This is a genomic window from Acrocarpospora sp. B8E8 (assembly GCF_039871605.1).
GTDB lineage: Bacteria > Actinomycetota > Actinomycetes > Streptosporangiales > Streptosporangiaceae > Acrocarpospora > Acrocarpospora macrocephala.
Genome location: NZ_JBDPLV010000072.1, coordinates 15,823 through 35,283, shown reverse-complemented (window position 1 = coordinate 35,283; position 19,461 = coordinate 15,823). Strand labels below are relative to the sequence as shown.

Genomic DNA, 19,461 nt, shown 5'->3' with positions numbered 1-19,461 from the left:
GTTGATCGGCTCGGAGCGGTTTGTCCAGTCCACAGCCATGGAGGCCTCGCCAGCGAAAACGATGGGCCCGAACCGGTTCACCCGGGTCGCCGTCATCGCCAGTGACCGGCGTGCGTGCCGAGGCTGGCATCGCCCCCGATACTGGCAAACCCACCCTAGCCTGGCACTTCGACCAGAACGCGATTGATGCTGAGGCAGCCGACGGCTGGTACGCGCTGCTGTCCAACCTCGATCCCGGCCAGGCCGACGCCGGGCAAATCCTGCGGCTCTACAAAGGCCAAGAGGCCATCGAACGCCGCTACTCCGCGTTCAAAGGCCCGCTGGCCGTGGCCGCCTGCTACCTGAAGAACAACCGCCGCATCGCCGCGCTGATCACCGTCATCTGCCTGGCCCTGCTCATCTTCTGCCTGGTCAAATGCCAAGTACAGCAGGCCTTGGCCATCCGCGACGCCCACCAAGGTCGAGGGCCTGTACGCAGGCAGGCCTGCCATCCCCACCGGAGCTCATCTTCGACGCACTGGTCGGCATCCGGATCATCCCGGGTGTGGGCCAGTCACCGCCGATCATTCCTCGACCACCCGATCTACAGATCCGCCTCCTCGATCTACTCGATGTAGTCCCCGAGATCTCCGCTGAAGATCGGTCATGTGCGGAAACGGGGCTAGCCCAACATCACCGCGAAACACCGCGAAACTTCGCCGTCACCACGTTCACCGCGAAGCTCACCGCGCGCCGCGAAGTACAGCAGCGACGTTCGCGCTGAAGCAGTGCACTACCAACCACGATGAGGAACTCCACCATGACCAGCGCCACAACGATCGAGCTCGGCGCGCTGGACAAGGCACTACGCGCGCTCAAACTCGCGGCATGCTCGACACCCTGAACGCCCGGCCGGCCCAGGCCCGCGCCGGCGAACTCGGCCGAATCGACTTCCTGCATCCTCTGCGAGACGAGCTGTCCCGCCGCGAGAGCGTCGCCATGCAGCGACGCCTGCGCTAGGCCCGCTTCGAGCAGCAGCTCATCTTGGAAGGCTTCGACTTCTCCGCCAGTCCCAAACTGCCCGCGCCCAGATACATGACTTGGCCGCACTGCGCTGGCCGAACCGAGGCACGAAAGGGCGGCGCGGGAGTATGATGTTGAAAACTAAAGTCAGGCCACGCCGTCAGTGCAGACTGGTCAAGTAAGGGGTCGCCCGTGAACAAGGGTGAGAGTTCGACGTGGGCTGCCGAACGGTTCGGTGAGCAGGCCGGATCTGTGCGGGAGCGGGTGATCTCGTCGTTTCTGCAGGCAGTGGCGAACGCGCAGGACGCTCAAGCAGTATCGAGCAGTGACAAGCGCTTCCCGTACGGGTCCACATTGATGATCCGGCGGTATGAGACCCTGGTTGAGAATCTCCGAGACCTTCGGGACGTACGGACGGTCAAGCCGGAGGGCGCGCCGTACGAACTCGTCCTGATCGGCGAGAACCTGCTCTTCCCCTTCCGGTACGCCGAGGACGAGCGGACACCTGTGGTCGAGGCAAGGATCGGAGACGGGCGGATCTCCGGGCTCGCCGCCGCTTTGTTCAAGCGTTTCGGCGCGCGGCACACGTACGTGCAGGAGTCCCTGTGGGGCGAAGACCAGCGTCCTGTCCTGGCAGACCTGCCCGCGAATACGCGACTGATCCCCATTGCCTACGCGGCCAACGACCGGGCCGGCCTGCTCAAGCTGTACTGGGGTGAAGCCGCGCTGATCGACCCGTCCGGACACTTGGCTTGGACCCGCTACGAGCAGATTCCCCTAGCAGAGGGCCACTCCCACGTTATCTCGACGCCGGACGGCAGGCCAGCGGATCGTTTCGACAACGGAGTGGTGCCCGACCTCACGCTCGAAACGCTCTTCCCGGTGGACTCCGCAGCAGCCAAATGAGCAGCCCTCTGCAATCGATCGCCGGCGCGTTCGACCCCGCCCGCCTGACCCAGGCACGGCATGTCGCGGGCCTGACGAAGAAGGAACTGGCCGAACGCATCGGAGTGTCCCCGGCGGCCGTCGGCCAGTACGAGACAGGGAGCAGCCGCCCGCGCTGGGACCTAATCCCCCGCCTGGCGGACTCGCTCAACGTGCCCGCGCAGTTCTTCCTGGTCGGCCGACCGCACGGAAAAATTGACAGCTCGATGGCCCATTTCCGAAGTCTCCGCACAACCCGGGTGTTCCAACGGGCCAAAGCCGTGGCCCTTGCCGAGCAAGTCTGGGAACTCGCTTTCGCGCTGGAGAAGCAGGTGAAACTCCCTCCGGTCGATCTGCCCGGCTTCGTGGATGGAGAAGTGCACCCGGGCGTTGACCTGCCGCGCGAGCCAGCGATGGCCGCCCAGACCCTGCGCCGCATGTGGGGATTGGGGTCTGACCCGATCTCTCATGTCGTCCGGCAGATGGAGGCGCGCGGAATCATCGTCGTTCTGCCGCCTCTGGACGACGACGTAAAAACGGTCGACGCCTTCTCCACATCACAGCTGCCCCGGCCGATTGTCGTCCTCACCTCCAACCGCTACGACGACATTCACCGTTACCGATTCACCGCCGCCCACGAACTCGGACATCTCGTTCTGCACGGAGACATCGCCGCAGGCGACACGCGGCAGGAACGCGAGGCGGATGCCTTCGCGGCCGAGTTCCTCACTCCGCGCCAGAGCATCGTCCCCGAATTGCCGGGTCGGCTCGACCTGCGGTGCCTCGCCGAACTGCGCCAGAAGTGGGGGGTTTCCGTCGACTCGCTCATCTACCGGTGCCGCGAGGTAGGTCTCCTGTCGGACTCCTCCGCCAGCCGGGCCTGGCAACGCCTCAACACACTCCGCGACCAGCCCGGCTTCGCCCCCGAGTCGATCACTGGTTACCCTGGAGAACAGCCCGTCCTACTGCGACAAGCATTCGACCTGGCTGGCCTGACCATCAAGGGCCTAGCGGACCAACTCGCCTGGAGACCTTCGCACGTTCGGACGCTCCTCGGCCTACCCGACCAGCGCCCCACACTCACCCTGGTGAGAGGCGGCCCAGCGGCCCACCACCAGCAGAACGTGCCCCAGGGGTTGTTCGACGAATCGTGAGTTGATGCGCAAGAAGCCGCCGACGTTGTGATTACCGCTCAATAGCGTCGCCGATTCAATCGTAACGGCGATGCCGGTCCGGTAAATTTGGGCTGGTTGACGCAGTGCCCCAATCCTGTTGCGGGAATCCTCGCCGGCCCCATTGGCAGTGCGCATGTACGTGCAGTATCAGCATGCGGATGGGTCTCGGTGCGACCCATCCGGTAACAAGGGCACCCCAGGGCCGCTCCCATGACGTCGACTGCCCGGGCCGATTTTAGTAAACAAGAACTAAAGTTTGATAAACGAAATGACTACGTCATGCACCATCCCGAATCGCATATGCCATCATCTTCTATGCCCGATTGACATGAATCTACGGCATCGGGAATAGCCTCCAGCAGAGGGCGTCCGTAGCGAGTCAGATAGATGGAATCCCGCCCCAGGGCCAAACGCCGCTCATTTAATCTATGTTCTAGCTCCACCGACCTGACGAACAGATTTGGATAGTTCGTCCGCTGATCCCGCCAGGCAGCAACGGTGTGGAATGGACAGAAGAAGCAGGAGCTCTTTGGGGGAACCGGAAGTCCCGCCTCAGTTATAACCCGTATGCAGTCGTCACGATTAAGCCCGAGGTCCAGTAGCGGATACTCGACTATTTCGTAATTTTCACTGCGGCGCCTATTAGCCCGATGAATCTCATCGAGTGATATACCGATTCCGACCACGGCCGGGTTTGCTGCCGTCGCACCATTCTCGCGCAGCCATCTACCTATGACCCTGATCTTGAAGTCAGCAGTGCATGATCTTCGCCCTGGGGCCCCGTTGGCCATACGGACAGGTATCGGAATCGAGCGTGTCTGTGGCTGGTGAAGTCGCTCCCAGAGCGTCTCCGCCGTTCCGTCCCGACGTCGACGCTGGAGGTGCTGGAACACGATGCCATGACGGGCCGCGTAGGGCATAGCCACGTCACGTATGTAGGCCAGCGTGGCGGGATTTTCGCTGTCTGAACCTACATTTGCAAACAATAAGATCCCATGATCAATCCGCTGTCGAGCAGCGAGAACTAGAAGCGCTGTGGACTGGACCCCGCCACCGTACGATATAACCTTCATTCAAGGCTCTCCAGGTTGCTCACTGCATGCTCAGACCACGCCAGATAGCCGTAGCCACCCAAGGTGCTCAAGTCGGGCAACAGGAGTAAACCGACTCGAATACAAGTGTCAAGTCTTTTCCGATGATCAATAAAGAGCCTTACGTTATCCGATCGGCGCATGACGTCGGATTTGGGCGTTCCAACCAGGCTGCTCCACACGGGGGAGGGCTACCACGTAAGGTTCGACGATGTACCCAAGGATCGGCGGGGTGTGGAGGCCTCGATGGCACAGCGACGCTGGCACAGCGACAGGCAGTTGACCGCGATCAACCGCACCGGCCTGTCCGCACCCGCCCGACAAGCCATGATCGATATGCGGATCGCCCCGGGAACATCCGTTCTCGACTATGGGTGCGGTAGGGGCGGGGACGTGCGTGTTTTGGAAGGTCTAGACCTCAACGTCTCCGGGTGGGACCCGGTCTACTTCCCAGAGGGGCGCTTGGAACCTGCCGACATCGTGTTACTCACCTACGTCCTGAACGTGATCGAGGATCCCGCCGAGCGACAACGCACTCTGAAACATGCATGGGACCTGACAAGGACAGCACTTGTAGTATCAGCTCGCCTGCGTTGGGAGCGTAATCAGATCAAGGGTGTCGAGCACAGCGACGGAATCCTCACCAGCCGAAATACCTTTCAGTACCTATTCGCGGCAGGCGAACTGCGCGACTACGTCCAGGACATAACGAGCGTCCGCTGCCTGTCTGCCGCGCCGGGCATCGTGTATGCATTTAAGAGCGAGGATGCCCGCCTCGGTTACATGGCCCGGCGGGTGGCGCCCGGTTCTGAGTGGCTTGCCTCTCAGGATGCTGCCTCAGCCATCACTGCCGTTGTGGACTATTTGGAGCGGCGGGGCCGTATCCCCAGTCTGGACGAGATGCCCGGTGCGATGGCCGGGCTTCTTGGTCACCTGCGCACGAGCGAGCTGCACCGTCTCGTTCATCAAGCGGCGAGTCCGGCAAAGGTTGAGGCTGGGGCTAAGCGGACCACACTGGATACGCTGCTCGTTCTGGCCGTCGAGCTGTTTCATGGCCGCGGGCCGTCGAGCAGCCTGCCCTTGGCGGTCCAGCTAGATGTGCGTGCCTTCTTTTCCTCCTATGCCGAAGCATGTCAGCGCGCTGACCGGCTCTTGCTCAAGCTGCGAGACGACAGCTATGTACGGCGGGCAATGACCGGCTCAGCGGTCGGCAAATTTACCCCGACTGCCTTGTACGTCCATCGGCGTGCGCTTCACCGTATGCCTGTCGTTCTCCGCCTGTACGAGCACTGCGCCAGCATCGCCGCCGGCCGCCCCGCAGCTTGGACCATCGCTAAGCTCCGTCATCAAGGCCGGGGAGTGAGTTGGCTGGACTACCCTGACTTCGATACTGATCCGCATCCGCGCTTGCTGTCGTCTTACATCGTTGACCTTGGGACGCTCAAGTCTTCATTTCTGTCATATGCTGATTCGACCAACCGGCCCTTGCTTCACCGTAAACACGAATTCCTTGCGCTTGAAGACCCCGACGCGTCCAAGTACCGACGTCTGACCGACTCCGAGGTCAAGGCCGGGCTTTACGAGCAACCGCACTTGATCGGCACCGAGGATGGCTGGCAGGAGGCACTGAATCGATGCGGTCGCGTTCTTCGCGGTCACCGGCTACTCCATATTGAGCAGCAGAAACGCCAAGAATCACTTTAGTCATTGAGTGATTCTTCTCGCGGGCTCCAAGGCGCCACAGCTCAGATCGATTAGTGAAGCTATTTCATCCTCGGGCGACTCGGTGGTTTTGAAGGACGGCGATGGCCTTGACCAGGTGACCGGCCTTGCTGGGGCTGCAGCGGAGTTTCCGGAGGATGCGCCAGCTTTTGAGCTGGGCGTTTGCACGCTCGCCGGGTCCGCGGAGCTTGGCATGGGACCGGTTGGCCCGCTTCTGCGATTCGGGCTTGTTCTTGCCTTTGTACGGGCTGATCACCATCTCGGCGCCTGCCCCTTGATACGCCTTGTCAGCCAGGGTGATGATCCCGGCCTTGTCCAGCGCGCGCAGGATGCCCCAGATCCGGGCGGCGGTCAGGTCGTGTGTGCTGCCCGGCAACGCTCCCGACGTCCACACGATGGTGCCGTCCGGACCGGCGATGACCTGGACGTTCATCCCATGTACCCGGTGCTTACCGGAGAAGTACGGGCGGTCGGCCTTGACCCGATCGGTACGGATGAGGGTGCCGTCCAGAACCAGGTGGTGCAGCCCGTCCTTCTTGGCCTTGCGTAACGCCGTCGCCAGCTTGGGCGAGCGCGCCGATAACAGGGCGACGGTCTCCTCCACATACCGCCACGCGGTGGCCGCCGACACCCCGAAACCCGTCCCGACCTCGGTGAAGGTCTCGCCTTTACGCAGGTAGACCAGGACCAGCAGGGCCTGCTGCCCGGGGTTGAGCCGCCGCCAGGTCGAGCCGATCGCCTTACGCCGCCTGCGGATCAGGCCGGCCACGTAGTTGAGCGTTGAACGCGACAAATCGACGGCAGCGCGATAGAACAGCACCGGAGCTCCTGGTTGTGACGGGTCTGGTTGTGGTGATCAACCCGTCTACCAGGAGCTTTCTCCGTCGTCAGGTGAATACCCAGTCCGCGATCACGCTGTGATCAGCAGACCGCTACATGAGGATGAAAAACGTTCAGTGAGGCGCAGTTTCGACACGAAAAGCAAACCAAAGATTTCAAATCTGGATCGGCGCCATTTCAATCGCCTATTTCCCTACCCTGCCGTATCTCCCACGGCCCGAGTGGGACTACGTGTACCTGATCGAAGTAGCGCAGCCATTCTGCCAAGGTTTCAACGCTGCGACGGGCTTGGTCTACCGTATAATCACCAGAATCTGCCAACTCCTGTTGTAGCTCACCCATATTTAGGCGCCCCACGGTGAGCAATTGACGGATCTCGGGCATTTCATGCAGTCGACTCAGGACCGCTAAACTGAACGCGTTTTCATCGAGACCTGGTGGAATGTCTAGGTTTGCAAGATCTCGGATTATTCCGGCAAGAATATCAATATTGATGCTCTCGTGGCGGCCTCGGTAAACGCCGTATAGGCGAGCTGGTCGGCGGGTTTCGGGCATCCAGCGCGTGGATCGTTCGTACTCGCCGGGCACGAGGATCTGTGGGCTCTCTTCGTCTGACACGAGCAGATCAGCTTGCTCACGGACCTGACGAGCGAGGGCAATCGTGCCGGCTACAGCCGAGGCAGTCACTGCCTTGATTAGCCGTTGCACCTCGGGATGACTTGTAGGAACCTCCAGCAGGAGCTCCATGTTCGCCGGCTGGACACGGCCAGTTGCTTTGCCGGTCAGGTTGGCTGATCCCACAAGGCAGCGATCGTCGGCAACATACAGCTTGGCATGCAGGTGATGGCAGAGCATGATCGAGGCACGCCCGTCGGCTGCGGCGATTTCGGCTATCTCAGGATCGGAGACTCCCGCGGCGATCTCAGCTACCGACCAGCGGGTAACACACTGAATAGCGACCGTAGAAGGAATAGCGCCAAGTAGGGCCTGGAAAACATCCTTCTTGATGAAAGGCGCCATTAAGATCGCCTTGTCTGCGGCATTGGCGAGCAACGCCTCTATCTGTCGCCATATGTAGTCATTGGTCATTCATCGTCCTCATCGTCAACGATGAAGAACTCGCTGGCGATACGTCCCCAGTCTTGACGCATCCTTCTTGCTCTGTCGCGTGGTTTCTCGGGCAGTTCGTCTTCGAAGCGGGCCCAGGAGAACAGCAGGAGTTTGAAGGCGTTTGCAGCACGCTCGATGCGGTCGAGCATGTCTTCTCGCGTGGCGCTTTGAATGTCATCCTCAAGAACGGCGATCAGATCGCTATAGACCGGATGATCAACGTTGATGGCAACCTGCAACATGGCGGGCATGTATTCGACATTGAAGAATGCCGGTGAGTCCGGGCTCCGGCTGGTGAGTAGTCGTACGTGCCGATCGTTGGACATCGTCTCGGCGATGATACGCTCGGCGTCGGCTTCGGTATAGCGGTGCGTTTTGACCAGGTTCTCAAACTGAACCTGTTTGCGTTCTTCCTCGGTAGTTTCTTCAGCAAGCTTGTCGGTCAGGCTCGGCTGGGTTTCAGCACGGCGACGATTGACCGCTTCCTCCGCCTTGACCTCTGCCTGTTCGTGACGCTTGCGGCTGGCCCTAGTACCAAAAGTCTGGGCTTTCAAGTCGTCGCGCAGTTTACCGAGTAACTTTTCGCGGATATGGTAGACGATCGTGATGAGTGACAGCCGGGCGTCACCCTCGTCACGTAGATTTTCCCTGTACTCATCCCATGTCAGTCCGGCCGCCTCCTCCTTCCACTGAAAGTGGGCGAGACCGGAAAATGCGGTAGCGGCCTGCTTGTTATTGGTGACACCGAACACCTCGTCGAGCGCAGGTGGGAAGTCGATTTCGATTCCCCACCATCTCTCCACCGGGTCATAAGTATTGACCCAGCCCGTGTCGAGGTCCAGTTCGCGGTCCGCTCGGATGAGGGATATGCCTTGATTGCGGAATGCGTGCTTTCCCCATGGTGTAGCACCGGGCTGAAGGGCGGGCGAGATCCCGTCTGGCCACGGTGCTCCATCGATGTCGGGTCGCCTAGCCGCATCGACAGCGATCGAGCAGCGAACGAAGACGGGATATTCGTTGCCATCTTCGCCCTTGATCATGAATTTCTCGACCCCGATCTCTCCTGCGTTGCCGCCTCCGTATGGCCGGAACATCGGCTTATTGTCAAAGGGATATGGGGTGCAACTTGGAGCGGTGAGGTAAAGCGGGTCATTCGGCGCGGCATCTCGCGCACCGGGTAGCTCTGTCCAACCGCGAATCGGGACAAGCCGGATACTCACCTGGCCGCTGGTGATGAAACGGCGGTAGATGCGGCCGACTAGTTCTTCGGTGTTACGGAAGGTTGCTTCGGCTCCGCGCCACTGGACACGGTCTAGGTCGGTCCACAGCACGAGGGTGCCAGAGGGACCGAGTCCCTGCGCCAGGGCATGCCACTCGTCTGGCAGCGGTACGGGTTCGGGCTTGGGCACCTCCTTGACACCCTTGGCGATCTCCTTCAAGTCGAGATAGGTGTGGAGTGCGTTGTCGGGGCCGTTTTGCCATGACCACACGTCGACCCGAGTGCACTGAGACATGCTGGAATTGGGTAGTCCGACTCCGAAACGGCCGATTCCTTTTCGTTCTTGCCGGTTGCCGGCACCGAAGCGCAGGGACTGACGGAGGGTCTCATCGTCCATGCCTGTGCCGTTGTCCAGCACGGCGATCTTTTCGACGTGGTGGCGTGCCCGTTCAGATGTCCGTGTGGGGGACTCGACCACGAACAGTTCGATCAGTTCGGCTTCGGCTTCGATGCCGTTGTCAATCAGTTCGGCGATGGCGTGGGCGGTGGACTTGTAGCCGCTGTCTCGCAGAGCCTTGACAGTGAGGTCGGGGCTGACGATCGGGTATGTAGGTGTCATCTGGTCTTCCATACATCCTCCCAGTTGGTGAAGGCTTCTGCCACGTCGCCGAAGCCCGGGAGTTCCGGATCGATGACGGTGATGATGTCGCAGGTGGAAGTGCCTCCGGCCTTGGGTCCGCGGATGACTCGGCCCACCATCTGGCTGTAGAGCACGAGGGATTTGGTGGGGCGGGCGATGACGGCGGCGCTGGCGGCAGGGGCATCGAATCCGGTGGTGAGCACGCCGAAGTTGGACAGCACCATCGGGCGGCTAATTGGTCCCTTGAAGCGGGCAATGACACGGTCGCGATGTCGGGGCGAGGACGCGGCAGTCACTTCGGCGGCGTCCAACCCTAGGACGGATAGCATGGCCACTAGCAGGCGGCTGTGCTCAACTGATGCGGCGAACAGCAGGATCCGGCGGTGCTCCTTGCTCAGATCGAGGACGGCCCGTAGGACCTGTAGATTCCATTGGACGTTTCCTGTAAGTTCACGAACCAATGATTCAGGAATGTCGAACGATATGGCGAGTTCGCGTTTGTCGGCCTCGCTCAGTTTGATTCCTGACTGCGCCGCCACCGTCTGGAAGTGAGGGCGAGCGAGGTATCCTTGGTCGATGAGCGCGCTGACTGGATTGTCGTAGCCATCGATTTCAAGCATGATCTTTTGCTGGGCGAAGAAGTCGGCCAGCTTCTGATCCTCGGAGATATCGGCCCAGGTTCGCCCAGGGGTCGCCGTCAGGCCGAGCAGGCTGGCATCGCTGCGTAGCATCAGGGCATCCACGACCCGCCGGTAGGTCGGGGCGATGATCTGATGAGCTTCATCAAACACCGTAAGGGTGGTGCGTAAGGTGAGCCGTTCCAGGAACGTGACATCGCTCTTGGCTGCAGCGACTGCCTTATCTAGTCCGAGCAGTACGATGCCGTCGGTGATGCGGTTGAGGTCGACGGGGGCATCGCTCCACATGCGCACGATGGCGACTTCGCGGTTGCCCAGCGCACTCCAGGCCCGGTCGAACTCAAGCGCGGCTTGTTCGAGGAGTTCGCGGCCCCGAGCCAACCACACCACCACGGTTGGTTCTCGTAGCCGCAGGTGATCGCAGATGATGTTCATCGCGGTGCGGGTCTTGCCCACCCCAGTCGGCAGGTGCAGGACCACGCGACGCTCGCCGGAGTAGAGCAGTTGGTCCACCCGTCGTGCGGCGAGGCGTTGGTGGGGAAACAAGCCATAGGCGGGGACGCTAGGGGCACGGTAAGCGGGCGGAATGGTCGGGGCCCGATCCACCACGAGCCCAAGAAAGCCGAGAAGAACCCGGCGCTGTTCTGCTGTCCACGGCAAAGAGGACAAAAAGCCAGGCGCCGTACCGGCGCCGTCGTCGTCGGCACCGAGCCTACGTGCGAGCTCCTCCTGCTTGCCTGGCGGAAGCAGCTGCAGGAGCAGCTCCCGCTCTCGAGGGTCGTTGACCAACTGCTCAGGTGAAGCTGCAGAGGCGGCGAGCTTCCGCAAAGTCTCCTCGCTGCTGACGTTCCCCTGTATGAGGTCTAGGAGCTCGCAGACATACTCTCCCAAGAGAGTACGTATATAGGACATAGGTGCAGAATTCAGGACGGATTGGAACGCGATACCCGGAGAATCGCTCATGCCATTCCTCCGCTACAGCCGTCTCCGCCGCCATCTCCAAGGCATTACGCAGGACAAGCCCAGCTCCTGACTACTCCACCGTCGTCGTTTGATACAGCAAACTCCGCAGGCCAGCACATCATGAGAGCGACTTTAAACCGCATGACCGATAGATGGAGGACGCTCCCAAGTAATCGGGATGCTTCTGATGCACAAGAGCCTGATCGGGAGTGCACCAGATTGCAGGGATCTATGTTCGCCTGCTACTACCCGATCCAATTATCGATCACATGTTCGAGTTCGGCGTGATCGTGTTGCTGCTTGGTCACAGCCCTCTCCGGTTCCGGATACGCGCTTGACGGCAAGGGCTATGATCTCCATGCACTCCTGGTGGGAGTTCAACGCGCGGCGGAACTTTCCACCAGTTGTGCGGCAGGCAGGGGCGAATCGAGGAGGAGTGGACGTGGCGGACGCCGTGATTGGCGACGAAGCCATCTACCTTGACTACAATGCCACAGCTCCGCCGCGCCCGGAGGCTGTTGAGGCCGTGACGGCAGCCATGCGGGAGGTCGGCAACGCCACAAGCGTTCATGGCCACGGCCAAGACGCCGCTCACCGGGTCGATACCGCACGGCGGCAGATCGCTGAATTACTGAATTGTTCTTCCGGTGAGATCGTTTTTACTTCTGGAGCGACCGAGGCCAACAATCTGGCGTTGCATGCTGCCTTCAGTCATGACAAGGCGCTGGTCACAACCACTGTTGAGCACCCTGCGGTGCTGGAAACCGCCAAGGCCCTGACCGCAGAGGAACCACACGCACTGGTGCTACTACCGGTTGACGCGGACGGGCTGGTGGATCTGGACGCGCTCTACCTGGCTCTGGCCGAGCATACGGTCGCGATTGTGTCGGTGATGGCCGCCAACAACGAAACTGGTGTGCTCACCGACGTGTCGTCGGTGGTGAAAGCCGCTCACGAGGCGGGGGCGCTGGTGCACACCGACGCCACGCAGTTGATCGGGCGGATGCCGATAGACCTGGCCGAGATCGAGGTGGATCTCTTATCGCTGTCCGCCCATAAATTTGGCGGCCCGCAAGGCGTAGGGGCCCTGTTCATGCGCCGGGATATCGCTTTGCCGTATCGGCCCCTGATGCGTGGGGGCGGGCAGGAGCGTGGCTGGCGTGCCGGCACGCTCAACGTCGCTGGGATCGCGGGGGCCGGTGCCGCCGCGCAGGCGGCCGCCTTCGGGCTTGCTGCCGAAAGCGCCCGGATCCGACGGCTGCGTGATGCCTTCGAGTTGGCGGTGACCGCGCAGCTGCCCTACTGCCGCATCAACGGTGCCCGCGATCAGCGGCTGCCTGGGGTGAGCAGCATCACCTTTGCCGGCGCCCCGGCCGATGCCGTGCTGGCAGCTATGCCCGAGGTCGCCGCCTCGGAGGGCAGCGCGTGCTCGTCTGGCGCGCCGGGCCCAAGCCACGTGCTGCTGGCCATGGGCCGCAGCCGCGAGGAGGCCGACGCCACGGTGCGGTTCTCCCTGGGATACGCCACCACCGAGCGTGACATCGACCGTGCCGTCCACGCGACGGTGCGAGCTGTGCGGCAGGCCCGCACGGCCATGGCCGCACCCCCCTGACTTTGTTCTTGCCGACCCCTGCAGCCACGCCCCGAACGGACAAAGAGAGGCCCCTCGCATGTCAGATAGCAGGCTCGCGGAAGCCGCCCATCCCTCCTTCGCGCGCCATGAAACCTTCGCGCCGCGGTTCGGATGGTTGCACAAGGCGTACATGCAGGTGAAGACCACCCCCGGCACTTTTCTGGCGCCTGACGCGCCGGTGTTGCTCGGTGTCGGAAAGAACATGGTCAACGCCATGCGGTATTGGTCCAAGGCGTTTAAGCTCACTCGGGAGCACCACGGGGAGGATCCCGGGTCTCGTGCGATGGTGGCCTCCCCTACCTGGGAGGCACGTTGGCTGCTCGATGAGGACGGCGCAGACCCCTATTTGGAAGAGACAGGCAGTCTGTGGCTGCTGCATTGGTGGTTGCTCTCGTCTCGGCCGTCGGCAAGAAGCTGGGCTCCTTCCTGGTATGTGGCCTTTCACCTCGCGCCGTTTGCTCGTTTCACCATTGGGGAGCTGACGCAGGTCATCGTCCGTCATGTGAACTTCTCCTACCCCGAAGGGCCGGTCGAGGCGTCGATCGTCAAGGACGTGGAATGCATTACCAAGATGTACGCCCGTGACCACGACGAAACCAGCGGCGCCCCTGGCGCCTTTGAAGATCTTCTGGCCTGCCCCTTCCGGGAGCTTGGGCTGCTGGAATTCGTCGGCCAGCGCGGCAAGCGTGAGTGGCGGTTCACCAGCGCAGCCCGCACGTCGCTGCCCCCCCGCGTGCTGGCCTATGCCTGCCTGGACTACGCCGCCCGCGACACCCAAAACGCGGGCTCGGTTTCTCTGGCCCGCCTGGCCAACGAGCCGGGAGGACCTGGCCGTGCCTTCCGCATCCGGGAAATAGAGATCGCCGCTGCTTTGGAGAAGGTCGCCAGTCAACATCCACGCCTCGGCATTGTTGAAGCCGTCGGCCAGCGCAGTCTCACCTTCGCCTGCGACCCTAATGAGTTGGCCTGGGAAATTCTCGACAAGCAGTACGACCAGGTGAGCCAGAGGCCAAGTTTCCCCGATCGCAACACTTGGAGCCAGCGCTACCCAGGACTGGCTGAGGCGGGCAAACGCGAGAACAAGCAGAAAGATTCCGCGGCGCCCACAGATCAGCCGCTCGTTCTCATCGAGGAGTCCGCGTGACCAGCGCCACGACCACAGCAACCAGCATCGGCTCGTCGGGCCTCAATACCCCGCAGTTCCCCCCGGGCGTCGATGTCGTCGGTTCCCAGATGCGCTCCACCAACCTCGAGCGCGACGTCCTCGATGAACTCCACGCCCCCTACATCGGCGCCCGCGCGGTCGACGTCCTCGAACGAGTCGCCAGTGCCCTAGCCGATGACCGCCGCGCCCGGGCCTGGTCATTCACCGGCCCATACGGTTCTGGCAAGTCCACCCTGGCCAACCTGATCGATGCGCTCCTCGGTCACGATCAGCCCCGCCGAGAGGAGGCCGAAGCGCTGCTCAGGGACACCAGCCCCAGCCTGGTCCGTCGCCTTGCTGCCGGCAGGGACGCGTTCGCCCCCAACGGCTTCCTCGGCGCCGTCGCCACCGCACGACGAGAACCGTTGGTAGCGACCCTGTCGCGAGGGCTGCACACCGCGGCAACACGCCGGTGGAACAGGCGCATCCCCAAGTCCATCGCCACAGCGCTCGCCGCCTGCGCCGATCCGGCCACCGCCACCTCCAAGCACGTCATTGACGCTGTCACCGCACTATGTACGGAACAGTCGGCGCACCCGGTGCTGCTGGTAATCGACGAATTCGGCAAGACACTGGAGCATTTGGCTGGTCACGGCGAGTTCGCCAGCGCCACACACGACCTGTTCCTGCTCCAGGAGCTCGCCGAAATAAGTGCAGGCCGAAACGGCCTGCCCCTGATCTTGATGACCTTGCAGCACTTGTCGTTCATGGACTACGCCGCACGCTCCAGCGAGCTGCAGACCCGTGAGTGGGCCAAGATCCAGGGCCGATTCGAGGATGTCACCTTCCTGCCCCACCTAGGCGACTCGGTTCAACTGATCCGTCGCCGTCTGGACCACTCCGGGGTCGATGCGACCGGCCACACACTAATCCGCGATCAAGCTAACGCCGCCGCGGCAGCCTGGCGGAACTATGGCCTGAACGTGATCGTGGACCTAACCGCCGAAGACTTCACCGATCTGTATCCGCTCCACCCGCTGACCGCAGTGGCCGCGCCCTTCCTCGCCGCTCAGATCGGCCAGCATGACCGTAGCCTGTCGGGCTTTTTGAACAATGACGAACCCGACACCATCCGCCGTGCGCTACAGGAGTTCTCGACTCCCACACCGCAGCGGGCCAGCACGGTTAGGCTGCCGCAACTGTACGACTACTTTATGTCTTCGGGCCGGACTACGCTGCTGGCCTCGACCAACGCCAGCCGCTGGATCGAGATCGAAGCACGCATCAACGAGTCCCGCGGTCTGCCCGATCCCGACCAAAATCTATTGAAGACCGTCGGTATGCTGAACCTCATCGATTCCGACGGCGCACTACGCGCCAGCGCACCGATGATCTACTTCGCACTGCACGATCCCACCGACGTCTCCGACCCCGCAGCCTTCACCGTCCTGGAACGGCAACTGCAGGACCTCGTACGACGCGGCTTTCTCGTATATCGGGAGTTCAGCGGCGAATACCGAGTCTGGCGCGGCACCGATATCGATATCGACGCACGTCTTAAAGACATCGTCAACCATCTCGACCGGGCGTCGGTCGTTCAACGACTGGGGGCGCACGTGCCCCAGTCCGTCGTGGCGGGCCGCCACAGCCAGGTCACCGGAATGATGCGTGCGTTCTTCACCGCGGTCAGTGGCCCGGAGACCGACAGCATTACCGGCCCCAAGGTGCTCAACGAGCTCGCCGACGGGCTTTTGGTGTTCCATCTGGGCACGATGGACGACCTCCCCAGCATCGATATCCCCGTGCCGGTCATCGTAGGCACCACCCAAGAACCCGACGTCATTCTCCAGGCCGCCACGTATCTGGTGGCCCTCGACGAGCTGCTCCAGGACCAGACGTTGGATTCGGTAGCGCGACGAGAGATCATCGAGCGCTCCGTGGAAGCCAGAGCAGAGACCAACGAACTGCTCGCCAGCGCCTTCTACCCACCTACACAGCGGGCCACCTGGCACCTATGGGGCTCGGGCATCACGTCATCCTCCACTGCAACTGGCGAGCCGATCCACGCCCGCAGCCTCAGCGGCTTGGTTTCTCTCGCCTGCGACTCCATATTCTCTGCCACCCCGCACATCCGTAACGAGATGCTGGGACGGCACAAGCTCACGAGCCAAGCCTCTAAGGCCCGCCGTGAGCTGCTCACCGAAATGCTCCGCAACTCAGGCAATCAGTTCCTGGGCATCGAGGGGTACGGACCTGAGCGCGCGATGTACAGCGGTGTTCTGGAGTACATGGGACTCCATCGGATGGACGGCGCCACCGCCGCCGATCAGCAGGCCGATAACCTGGTCCGCTACGGATTCTCCCGTCCCAGTCCAGCCCACAAGCACGCGCAGCCCGTCTGGCAGGCGCTGGAGACCTCCCTTACTCAGGCGGCCAAGCGCACCGACCTAGCCGAGATCTTCCGCATCGTGGGCGCCCCGCCCTACGGAGTGAAGGCGGGTGTGGCTCCGCTGCTGGTGGCCACCGCCTTGATCATACGCAGCGACGACATGGCGTTGTTCGAGGAAGGCAGCTACCTGCCGCGCCTGTCCCCCGACACCATTGAGCGCATGGTCAAAGCACCCCACAGGTTCGAGATCAAGTACACCCCCGTCGGTGACGGACAGCGCCGCAACGTCATCCAAATGCTGTCGGTAGCCCTGGGCGTGGCGCCACCGCCCTCCAGGAGTGTGCGCAACCCGGCGATTTTGTCGGTGGCCCGTGCTTTGCTCGAACGCGTGATGGTCCTGACCCCCTATGCGCGCCGTACCCGCCGGATCAGCGCTGACGCGGTCACGGTACGCTCTGCCCTGCTCAACGCCCAAGATCCTGACGAGTTGCTGTTTTACTCGCTGCCCGAATCCCTTGGGCTCAAGCCCATCACTACCGACCAAGACACCAGCACCAAGCAGGCAAGTGAATACGTCAACCGTCTTACCGCCGCCGCTGACGAAATCTCCAACGCCGAGGCGACGGTGCGCACCGAAGCGGTACAAACCATCGCCAAGGAGTTCCGCCTCCCGTCCGACCTGCCGCAACTACGTGCCACCATGGCCACCCGACTGCGCGGCTTCGCCGATGTCTCACTCAACACCGAGCTGCGCGGATTTGTGGCCATAGCCCTTAACGAAAGCCTCGGCCACGACGACTGGCTCGACCCGCTGATCGTGCGTCTGTCCCACAGTGCCATCGGCGACTGGTCCGACGGCGACGCGGCCATCTTCCCCCGGCGGGTGCGTGAGATGGCCCAAGCTCTCGACCGGGTCAGCCACCTCTACCAGGAGCGCCAGCGCACCGCACAGCAAGCGGACAAGCTTGAGGCTCGACTACTCACGCTCACCACCCCTGCAGGTACCGAACAACGCACACTGATCTACATGCCACAACAGTCACGACACGACGCCGACCAACTCGCAGCCAGCGTGCTTGAGCAAGCCCAAAGAACGCTCGGTCCAGACGGAGCCCGTATTCTACTCGCCGTCCTCACCCAGCGTTTGGTAGATGCCCCCGACGATCCAGCATCCGCGCTCCAGGAGTAGCCATGACGCAAACAACCGGCCCGGCCCTCAAGCCACGGCACGTCCTTGGCATTTCCGGAGGTAAGGACTCCTCGGCCCTAGCCATATACATGCGCGATCGCGTGCCCGAAATGGAGTACTTCTTCTGCGACACCGGTGCCGAGCTACCAGAAACCTATGAATATCTCAATCGCCTCGAAGCTGCGCTCGGCAAACCGATCATGCGCTTGAACGCCGAACGAGACTTCGATCACTGGCTTGAGGTCTACCAGGGCACTCTGCCCAGTCCACAGATGCGCTGGTGCACTAAGAACCTGAAGATCAAGCCACTGGAGCAATGGGTTGGCGATGATCCTGTGACCTCCTACGTGGCCATCCGTGCCGATGAAAACCGGCTCGGCTACGTCAGCACCAAGCCCAACATCCAAGCCGTGTTCCCCTTCAGAGAAGAGGGCATCGACAAAGAAGGCGTGAACCGCATCCTCGATGAGGCAGGCATCGGTCTGCCTGACTACTACGAGTGGCGCACCCGATCGGGCTGTTACTTTTGCTTTTTTCAACGTAAGCAGGAATGGGTCGGACTCAAAGACCGCCACCCCGACCTCTTCGAGAAGGCAGTAGCCTATGAAGAAAAAGTACGTCATAGGGATACCGCAATGCGCGGCCGGCACTATACCTGGTCCCAAGGCGAGTCCCTACACGAACTGATAGAGCGCCGAGAAGAAATCGAAGCCAAACATCAAACGGCCATGGAACGCGCAGCCAAACGCATAAAGCCGAACCGCCCTCTACTAGAGGTACTCTCCGACGCGCTCAACGCGGATGACGACGAAGCGGGCTGCTCAGTATGCCATCTCTAAGTGAGTGTTTGAGATGGGTCAGTTTGCGGGCTATGCGAGGGTTCGTGCCCGTTGGCGTGTGGCGGGGGCTCCGCGGGTGAGGCGGCGGGCCATTCCGTTGATGGCGGCCCAGCGGATCATGGCCTCAGCGGTGGCGGGGTGGCGTTCGTAGTCGCGGGCCAGGCGGCGGTGGCTGGTCAGCCAGGCCAGCGAGCGTTCGACCACCCAACGACGGGCGATCACGGCGAAGCCGACCTGGCCAGGCGCCTTGCGCACGATGTCCAGCGTGGTGGCGAGAATCCGGCGGGCCCACTCCACCAGGGCACCGGCGAAGCCGGCGTCGGCGTAGACGAACCGGACCGGGGTCAGTAGATACAGCGACAGCAGGGTGGTTTTGGCGCCGTCGCGGTCCTGGACCGAGGCGGCCATCACGCACACCACCAGCAGCAATCCCAGGGTGTCGGTGACGATGAACCGCTTCCTGCCGTTGATCTTCTTGCCGGCGTCATAGCCGCGGGTGGCGCACGGGACGGTGTCGGCGCCCTTGACGCTCTGGGAGTCGATGATCCCCGCCGTGGGCTCCTCGGCCCGGCCCTGCTGGACGCGGATGCGCCGCCGCAGGGTGGCGAGGATCTGTTCGGTGGCCTTGGCCTCCTCCCACCAGGCGAAGTACCAGTAGACGGTCTGCCAGGGCGGGAAGTCGACGGGCAGTTGCCGCCAGGAACAGCCGGTGCGGACCACGTACAAGATGGCGTCGACGATGTCGCGGCGGTGGTGTTTCTCCGGCCGCCCGCCTGGTCGGGGCGGGGGTAACAGCGGCTCGATCAGCGCCCACTGGGCGTCGGTCAGATCAGAGGGATAGCGGCGATCACGCGGCATCGGCCCACTATCGCTTCCCACCGGCTCGGGCCGTCATCGACACGCCGACCGCTATCAACCCTTCTCAAACACTCACTAAATCTTA

14 protein-coding genes are annotated in these 19,461 nt (G+C 62.2%); 9 read left to right on the top strand and 5 right to left on the bottom strand.

Going from position 1 to position 19,461, the window contains the following annotated elements; translation table 11 throughout:
- The first annotated feature begins 110 nt into the window (after positions 1-110).
- The 5 genes from ABGB08_RS44165 (at position 111) to ABGB08_RS44145 (ending at position 5,896) form a co-directional block, all read left to right on the top strand.
- Entirely contained in the window at positions 111-617 is a 507-nt protein-coding gene (locus tag ABGB08_RS44165) for a hypothetical protein (protein ID WP_347603487.1), read from the top strand.
- 250 nt (positions 618-867) lie between these two features.
- A complete protein-coding gene (locus tag ABGB08_RS44160; protein ID WP_347603485.1) occupies positions 868-999 on the top strand; it encodes a hypothetical protein in 132 nt (43 codons plus the stop codon).
- A gap of 195 nt (positions 1,000-1,194) precedes the next feature.
- Entirely contained in the window at positions 1,195-1,908 is a 714-nt protein-coding gene (locus ABGB08_RS44155; RefSeq protein WP_347603483.1) for a hypothetical protein, read from the top strand.
- On the top strand, positions 1,905-3,080 hold the full coding sequence (locus tag ABGB08_RS44150; protein ID WP_347603481.1) for an XRE family transcriptional regulator: 1,176 nt from the start codon (positions 1,905-1,907) through the stop codon (positions 3,078-3,080). Before ABGB08_RS44155 ends, ABGB08_RS44150 begins: the two co-directional genes overlap by 4 nt.
- 1,358 nt (positions 3,081-4,438) lie before the next feature.
- Positions 4,439-5,896 carry a DNA phosphorothioation-associated putative methyltransferase gene (locus ABGB08_RS44145; protein ID WP_347603479.1) on the top strand — a complete coding sequence of 486 codons (1,458 nt, stop codon included), beginning with the start codon at positions 4,439-4,441 and terminating at the stop codon, positions 5,894-5,896.
- A gap of 64 nt (positions 5,897-5,960) precedes the next feature.
- On the opposite strand, the gene ABGB08_RS44140 is transcribed toward ABGB08_RS44145, so the two are convergent.
- From ABGB08_RS44140 to ABGB08_RS44125, 4 genes are all read right to left on the bottom strand, one after another.
- A complete protein-coding gene (locus tag ABGB08_RS44140; protein WP_347603477.1) occupies positions 5,961-6,734 on the bottom strand; it encodes a transposase family protein in 774 nt (257 codons plus the stop codon).
- A gap of 197 nt (positions 6,735-6,931) precedes the next feature.
- Complete coding sequence (locus ABGB08_RS44135) at positions 6,932-7,843, bottom strand: phospholipase D family protein (protein ID WP_347603475.1); 912 nt, start codon at positions 7,841-7,843, stop codon at positions 6,932-6,934.
- Positions 7,840-9,714, bottom strand: coding sequence for an ATP-binding protein (locus tag ABGB08_RS44130; RefSeq protein ID WP_347603473.1), 1,875 nt, complete (start codon positions 9,712-9,714; stop codon positions 7,840-7,842). The genes ABGB08_RS44135 and ABGB08_RS44130 overlap by 4 nt, the downstream gene beginning before the upstream one ends.
- The gene (locus tag ABGB08_RS44125; protein ID WP_347603471.1) at positions 9,699-11,189 is read right to left on the bottom strand and encodes a DEAD/DEAH box helicase family protein; all 1,491 of its coding nucleotides are present in this window, start codon (positions 11,187-11,189) and stop codon (positions 9,699-9,701) included. The genes ABGB08_RS44130 and ABGB08_RS44125 overlap by 16 nt, the downstream gene beginning before the upstream one ends.
- A 577-nt stretch (positions 11,190-11,766) precedes the next feature.
- On the opposite strand from ABGB08_RS44125, the gene ABGB08_RS44120 reads away from it, so the two are divergent.
- Genes ABGB08_RS44120 through ABGB08_RS44105 form a run of 4 tightly spaced genes read left to right on the top strand, consistent with a single transcriptional unit; the run spans position 11,767 to position 18,518 of the window.
- Entirely contained in the window at positions 11,767-12,936 is a 1,170-nt protein-coding gene (locus ABGB08_RS44120; protein ID WP_347603469.1) for a cysteine desulfurase family protein, read from the top strand.
- 58 nt (positions 12,937-12,994) lie between these two features.
- Positions 12,995-14,101, top strand: a complete 1,107-nt coding sequence (locus tag ABGB08_RS44115) for a DUF4007 family protein (protein WP_347603467.1) — start codon at positions 12,995-12,997, stop codon at positions 14,099-14,101.
- Positions 14,098-17,679, top strand: coding sequence for an ATP-binding protein (locus ABGB08_RS44110; protein WP_347603464.1), 3,582 nt, complete (start codon positions 14,098-14,100; stop codon positions 17,677-17,679). The genes ABGB08_RS44115 and ABGB08_RS44110 overlap by 4 nt, the downstream gene beginning before the upstream one ends.
- Before the next feature lie 2 nt (positions 17,680-17,681).
- A complete protein-coding gene (locus ABGB08_RS44105; RefSeq protein WP_347603461.1) occupies positions 17,682-18,518 on the top strand; it encodes a phosphoadenosine phosphosulfate reductase family protein in 837 nt (278 codons plus the stop codon).
- A gap of 30 nt (positions 18,519-18,548) precedes the next feature.
- On the opposite strand, the gene ABGB08_RS44100 is transcribed toward ABGB08_RS44105, so the two are convergent.
- Complete coding sequence (locus ABGB08_RS44100; protein WP_347603459.1) at positions 18,549-19,376, bottom strand: IS5 family transposase; 828 nt, start codon at positions 19,374-19,376, stop codon at positions 18,549-18,551.
- Positions 19,377-19,461 lie beyond the last annotated feature (85 nt).